Source organism: Pseudoalteromonas sp. ND6B (genome assembly GCF_000764215.1).
Taxonomy (GTDB): Bacteria; Pseudomonadota; Gammaproteobacteria; order Enterobacterales; family Alteromonadaceae; genus Pseudoalteromonas; species Pseudoalteromonas tetraodonis.
The window spans coordinates 105,495-112,467 of record NZ_JQFL01000089.1 but is presented as its reverse complement, the minus strand read 5'-3'; the positions used below and the strand labels follow the sequence as shown (position 1 = coordinate 112,467).

General features: G+C 39.0%; 6 protein-coding genes. 3 read left to right on the top strand and 3 right to left on the bottom strand.

Annotated elements, in window-relative coordinates; genetic code table 11:
* From tnpC to ND6B_RS00090, 3 genes are all read right to left on the bottom strand, one after another.
* Window positions 1-1,424 (bottom strand): IS66 family transposase (gene tnpC / locus ND6B_RS00080; RefSeq protein WP_033102914.1); only part of this gene is annotated, 1,424 nt, incomplete at its 3' end.
* Between the two features lie 80 nt (window positions 1,425-1,504).
* A complete protein-coding gene (gene tnpB / locus ND6B_RS00085) occupies window positions 1,505-1,855 on the bottom strand; it encodes an IS66 family insertion sequence element accessory protein TnpB (RefSeq protein WP_016899347.1) in 351 nt (116 codons plus the stop codon).
* Entirely contained in the window at window positions 1,852-2,193 is a 342-nt protein-coding gene (locus tag ND6B_RS00090; protein WP_008467385.1) for a hypothetical protein, read from the bottom strand. Before ND6B_RS00090 ends, tnpB begins: the two co-directional genes overlap by 4 nt.
* A 123-nt stretch (window positions 2,194-2,316) precedes the next feature.
* Here ND6B_RS00090 and ND6B_RS19790 point away from each other — a divergent pair, with 123 nt between their 5' ends.
* From ND6B_RS19790 to ND6B_RS00100, 3 genes are all read left to right on the top strand, one after another.
* A complete protein-coding gene (locus ND6B_RS19790) occupies window positions 2,317-2,727 on the top strand; it encodes a TraR/DksA family transcriptional regulator (RefSeq protein WP_016899346.1) in 411 nt (136 codons plus the stop codon).
* 294 nt (window positions 2,728-3,021) lie between these two features.
* Window positions 3,022-3,933: an SIR2 family protein gene (locus ND6B_RS00095; RefSeq protein WP_033104428.1), complete on the top strand. Its 912-nt coding sequence runs from the start codon at window positions 3,022-3,024 to the stop codon at window positions 3,931-3,933.
* The gene (locus tag ND6B_RS00100) at window positions 3,930-6,743 is read left to right on the top strand and encodes a hypothetical protein (RefSeq protein WP_033104427.1); all 2,814 of its coding nucleotides are present in this window, start codon (window positions 3,930-3,932) and stop codon (window positions 6,741-6,743) included. The genes ND6B_RS00095 and ND6B_RS00100 overlap by 4 nt, the downstream gene beginning before the upstream one ends.
* The last annotated feature ends 230 nt before the right edge of the window (window positions 6,744-6,973 follow it).

The window sequence follows — 6,973 nt, the reverse complement described above, 5'->3', positions numbered from 1 at the left end:
TCATCAAGGCAAGCACAGATGTAATTAAATGGGATTAGACCATTTATCTTGGCGGTTTCCACAATGCTGTAAAGGGTGGCACTAGCATGGGCACCGTTAGCCGTTTGGCTAAATAACCAATTCTTTCGGCCTATCACAAACGGTTTTACCGCGCGTTCTGCTCTATTATTATCGATGCTAAGTCGGCCTTCATCAACATAGCGTATGAGCTTGTGCCATTGATTTGCCAGGTAATTAGCTGCCTCTATCAGTTTGCTGTTCCCCACTAAATTTGGCTGATCCTGCTCAAGCCATATTTTTAGCTTGCTAAGAATAGGCAGGCTAACCTCTTGTCTTGCCGTATATTTGTCATCCACACTTTTATCTTTGATGCGTGACTCAACGCCGTACAGTTTTTGGATAAGGCTCAATACCACATCCGCTTTGCCGGTTTTGTTTTTACCTTGTAGCTTTTTCGCGTCGATAAATTTACGACGAGCATGCGCCCAGCAGCCAATTAAGGTTGCCTCTGTTCTGGCATAGGCTTGATAGCCATCCACGTGCAAGTACCCTTGATATCCATCAAGATAATTGACCACGCAGGCGGCCGCGCGACTATTGTGGAAGTCGTAAAGTACGATATTAGGGATGGGATTATTCGGGTCTGGTGAATCTCGACCCGAGCAATACACCCACATGTAACTGTTTACTTTGTCCGATTTCACCACCTTTAATGGCGTTTCATCGGCAAACAGCGTGGGTTGCCTTAACAGCTCGGCTTTAAGCCGTTCAACTAATGGCGCGAAGAGTGAGGCTGATTTGTCTATCCAGCTGCTCATGGTCTGTCGACTGAGTTCAATACCGTATTGCTTAAACATCGCTTCCTGGCGATACAGCGGTAACCCGTATTGGTATTTACTGGTGATAAGCTGACTGAGCAAACTGCTGGTTGCAATGCCTTTGTTGATGGGCATGGCAGGCATTGAGGCTTGTTTAATCTGTGTCTGAGTTGAGGATTTATCACAGTGACGGCAGGCGTATTTAGGCCTAATATGCTCAATCACTTTGATTTTAGCGGGTATGAACTCAAGCTTTTCTGACTTATCTTCACCCATTTTATGTAGCTCACCGCCACAGCAATCACAGGTTTTGTCGATGATGTCGTGAATAACCTGCTCACGAGGTAAGTCTTTTGGCAGTGGCTTACGCACCGGCTTTTTACGGGTATAGCTAATGGATTGTTGCTCTGCCTCAACTTCCTCAACAATTTCTTCCACTTCATTGAATAACTCGCCTTGCCCGGCAAAGCCTTCAGCACTTTTGCCGAATTGTTTTTGTTGGGCCAAGTTCCAGCGCTCTTCCAATGCCGCAATCTGGGCATCCTTCTGCGCTAACAGTTTTTCAAGTTCAGCAATGCGCTGTTTAAGGGCGAGTTCATTTTTCATGACGCCTATTTTAAGGCATCATCAAAGGCTTTGCAGTGCTAACTGAACTCACTTTGATGATCATCAATCGATCGCAAATATTAAAGCATTTGCTTACCTGCGACATCAATTTTACTGTGTCCAATCACATCATAACCCGATAATAACCAGTGTAATTGCTGCTCGCTTAAGGTCATGGTGGGTGACATGAGTTTGGGCCATTTGAACTTATGCTTATCTAATCGCTTATACCACAGTGCAAAACCGGTGTTATCCCAGTAAAGCAGTTTGAGTTTGTCACGGCCTTTATTACAAAACACAAATAGCGCACCACTGAGCACGGGTAGTTCAAGCTCTGCTTCCACCAACGCCCCCAGACCATTAATTGATTTTCGAAAATCAACGGCATCGGCACATAAATAGACGGTGGGTACATCAACGAACATCCTCATACCGTTAGCCCTTTAATAATGGCAACGATATCGGCCGTCGCTAAATCGATAGGAAACGTGAGTTGGCCGGTTAGCGTATCAAACTGCAGCGTATTTTGACGAGTTTGCGCGCAGACTTCAGTAGTTTGTTTTACCTGGACAAAACGTGATGATGTAAGGCACTGCGTGTGCACTGGCAAGGTGGAATTAGGCTGGTCTTTTGCCAGTAAAGCACGTTGTTTATAATAAGTCGTAATAGCGACATTATGGTGTTGGCAGAATTCAATATTAGTACCACTAAACGTACTGCGTTTCAGCAAAAGCTGCTGCCACTGTGCGCTTGTTCTGTAAGTTTTCATCACCTGCTCCGAATTTATCATTGAGCAGGTATTTTTAGATAATCAGAACATCGATGCTAGGTGTGGTTCGCTAGACGCTTACAGTTTAAATACCTTTTTGATGTTTAGTATAGGATATAAGGAATGCATGAATTTTTAAAAACAGACCAATTAGGGCATATAATAAACCAAGTTAATGATGAAATTTCTATGCTTAAGAATGCTCTGAATGAACCAATAAATAAGAATGTTGAAAGCAATGTACTTGCAGATATTTTAGATCGAGCGGCACTAGAAGAAGAGCGTAAGCAACAATACATTTCACGTTATAGAAAAGGTCTGCAGCTGAAGGCATTGCAACGAGTTAAATTTAGGCTTCAAAAAGAACCTGGCGAATACGGGTATTGTGAAACATGCGGTATTGAAATTCAGTTTAAAAGATTAGTAACAGTGCCAACGGCAGAAAACTGCTGTGATTGCCAATCTATAATTGAAGTTCAAAATAGATATAAGTGTCGGAGGACAATAATTATGAAACTCGACAATAAATACTAAAACCATGACAATAAAGTTCGAAACTTTTCGATGCTATTTGTCGCAGTCTGCCTTTTGTTCTAACAAGCTTTTGCCCCAAAATGAGTTACAAGATAGTGATTGAGTTGTAAGTGTAAGTGGGCTAAATCTAGTGTGTATGGGCTCAATTTTAACCTTAAGTGCTTCAAGTTCCCATATCATGCTTTATCTCTGTGAAAAATCATGTAAAGTAACTGATAATTAGAATAATTTTTCAACATCGAGATGGAAGGGCCTGATGCGAGAATTGCTAACAGTAAAAATGAAGGTTAGCTAATGGCAGATTTTTTGCGGGAAATGCCGGAGTTGGACCCTGAAATAATAACGGCAGCAAAGGAAGGGTCTCTCGTATTATTTATTGGTGCAGGTATATCCCGGCTCGTTGGTCATCAATCATGGGATGGCTTTGCATACGGTGTAGTTGAACAACTATTGAATAACAGGGTTATTAATCATTATGAAAAGGAGATGATTAATGCCCTTGCAGATCCACGTAAACGCCTTTCAATTGCAAAAATCCTTGATGACGAAAATGAAAATGGTACACAAGTTGATTATCAAAAAATATTTACGTTATCCAAAGAAAATAGTGATATTTACAAAAGTATAAATGAATTTGGTTGTACCTTTGTAACAACCAATTATGACAAGCTAATAGTTCCCGAAATTTCCAAAGAGAAAAGTGAAGATGAATGGCGTTATTTCGAAAGAAAAGACTTATTAAGCGCTAACTTGGATCAGAAAGGTGCTGTTGTACATATTCATGGTTGTGTTGATGAACCAAGTAGCATGGTTATAACTACAAAAGATTACTTGAATCACTATACATCTGGTGAGGTTCCTGAGTTTTTACAAAAGCTATTTTTAAATAAAACAGTCTTATTTTTAGGGTACGGATTAGAAGAAACTGAAATACTCGAATATGTACTTAAATCAAGTAATCAGGCAGGCTCCGCTGAAACAAAATTATTTATACTTCAAGGGTTCTTTCAAGCTGAGCAACTACTGTTCGATAAGTTAAACAAATATTATCGCAAATCTTTTAATGCCAAATTGATCGGTTTCTTACGAGACCATGAAAATTATGAACAGCAAACAAGCATTATTGAAAAGTGGGTAAAGCAGCTTGATTTTGGTGGAGCAAGCTTGGCTGAGCAATTAGCTGAGCTTGATAGTGATTTGTCATGAGCACTAATTTAACTGTAAAACAAAGAAATGCTCTTCAGAGAGTTAGAAATGAACCCGCGTTAAAGCCTTGGCTATTTAAAAAAGTCGATGATTTAGTATGGTTTGATGCATTTTTAGAGTCAGGGTACTTAGATCCTGAATGTAACCCAGCTCCAGTTACAAAGTCTGACGGTACAATTCACATACCCTCATGGCCCATCACAGAATATCTTGTTTCGTCATCTCTTAAATTAAGAGAAGAAAATGATGTCGAAATGGCACGAAAATATTTAAGCCTACTAAAAGAAGTTACTCAATATGCGGTAGCAAATGAGCGTTCTAACTACAGGACATGGTGGCAATTCAGTAAAATTCTTAGAAATATACCTTTAGAGGTTATCAACCTTGACGATATTGGCTGTGTTAGCGACTGGCTAAACGATAAATTTGACCGCTATCTTGTTAATAAGGAAATTAGTGAGTGGATGTTAGAGCTGATTGATATTAATACTGAACAGTCGGTTTCATTCGGCATATTTCTGTTAGATAAGTTATTTGCAATTCACAGTGTTGAAGGCAGATACGCAGATAATAAACATGAAGCCGTATTGGGCTTTGATGATTATCAAGCAGGAAAGTTTATAGAAGAGAATGCTGCGGCTCTCGGTGAAAAGTTAGGTTTAGTCGCAGTAAACTTATGTGAGCAAAAACTCAAAGAAGTACTCGATATTAATCGCAATGATAAGTGGTCGAATGTTTGGCGTAACGCAATACCTGAGCATAAGCAAAGCAGCAGACACAATGACGCTGATGATATTGTTCTAAAGCTTTTTAGAGATGCTTTGTTAGGTTACGTAAAAGAAGATTCTGATAACAACGCTAATGAAAAACTAACAGAGTTAATCAATAGTGATTACCAAACTATTAAACGTGTCGCTATCTATGTTGCGAGTGTATATTTTGAAAAACTTGAACAGCAAGTAATAACTTTAGTTATTCAGCCAAATCATTTTAACGATAAGTATCGCCATGAGCTTTGGCATTTTATCCACAAGAATTTTTCTTCACTACGAGCAGAGCAGCAAAAATCAGTTATTGCAGCGATAGAGTCGTTAAATGTGACGGATGAAGAAACTGGAGTGCTATTAGACAAACCAACTGCTTACAAGCAGTCAAATTGGTTTGCCGCTATCAAAGATGAAAATGAAGTGACACAAGCGAAGTATCAAGCTTGTGTTGATATTACAGGTGCTGAGCCAGATCATCCCGACTTTTCATGTTATATGAGCGGTGGTGTTGCGGTAGATGTATCTCCACTGTCTGTTTCTGAACTTGCAGTTATGCTTGAAGACATTGATTCGTTGATACATTTCTTAAACGAGTATAAGGAAGTTGGACACTTCAATGAACCGGGCATAGAGGGATTAGTTAATACGTTTGAAGAGCTAGTTTTACTCGATAGTTGTGAAATCCTTAATAATTTGGATTCATTCATTGATCTTAAACCACATTATCTAGACAAAATATTTTCTGCTTACTCAAAGTTATGGACAGATAAAGCACAGCGACCGTGGAACGAACTTTGGCCTAAAATTATTAACTTTGCTACTAAATTGTTTAATGAAGCTTCTTTTTGGAACTCTGTTGATAATACGGATTCAGGCCCGTTCATAGGTGACAAACACTGGGTGATCAGTTCTTATTGTCGATTAGTAGAATCAGGATGTGAAAAGGATGAACACGCTTTTAGTCTTGAGTTAACACACGATGTTAAAAATACGCTTGAGCTAATTCTAAACAAAGCATCTGGTGAAGATTTTAATGATGACTCTGATGCTGTATCTATGGCTATTAATAGTCCAAGGGGTCGCTGCTTAGAGGCTTACTTTAAATTAGCTCTATATCAATGCAGAAATGTTGAAAAAGATTCAGAAGAGCACATACGAATATGGGCTGGCTATCAGCCAACTTTCGATAATGAACTGAGCAAGCCACATACTGCTGGTGAATATGAATTTATTACGATTCTATTAATGTATGTGCGTAACTTTCTTTATCTTTCTAAAGACTGGACTGTGCAAAATATTGAGCAAATGTTTGGTGAAACAAATTCTCTTCAATGGCGATGCGCTATACAAGCCTATTCATATGTAGGTTGGCTAATTCCTGAAATTCATGCTCATTTTAAAGAAAAACAATATTATCCCGCACTGCTAGATGATGAAAGCTTTTCAGATACGGTTAAAGGTCGCTATATAGAATATGCATGTATTGAATATCTTCAAAAAAGAGATCAACTTGATGATGAAAGCTTGTTGAGGCTTCTTTTAGGTAGACAAAAAGAAAGTGAGTTAAGCAAAGTTGTTTGGTTTTTATGGTCTATAAGAGACCAAAATATAGAAAAGACCAAAGAGTTAGTATTTGCTCTATGGCCTGATTTAGTTGAGCTAATTAATCAACAAAATTTTGATAAAAAGCCTTTGGCATCCAAGCTAGCTTTGTGGGTGGAATACATAGATGAGTTGACTGTGGATACTAAAGCTTGGTTGATGGCTGTCGCTCCTTATGTTAATGACGATCATAATGGTATGTCGTTTATGAAAGAAATGGCGAGGTTGAGTGAAGGCTATGCCACAGATGTCGCAGACATTTGGATAGAGACATTATCAAAGCCATTCTATATGTATGATCTAGACCCTTTAGAAACAATATTTAAGAATATAATTTCGTTAGGTCAGGTCGGACAGGTTATTTCAAAAAAAATTGCTGACATTTACATAAAAAATAATGATGAGCCAGTGGTAGCGATGTATCAAAGGATCACTAAATAATGAGGTATTATAGCTCAGAAAGTCTGAGAGTGTTGACTACAACTTTTTTCCACGAACGTGTTTCAGCAAAAAATGCTAACACGTTTTTGTCCAAAAGTGAGTTAGAGTGACGTCCGTTTTCATGATTCAGCGATTTATTTGTTTGTTAGCGTGATCGTCTGCTAGTGGCACTTTGGCGAAGTCCGCCTAGAGCGAGGAACGGTCATTCAGGAGATTTGCCGTCAGCTAAG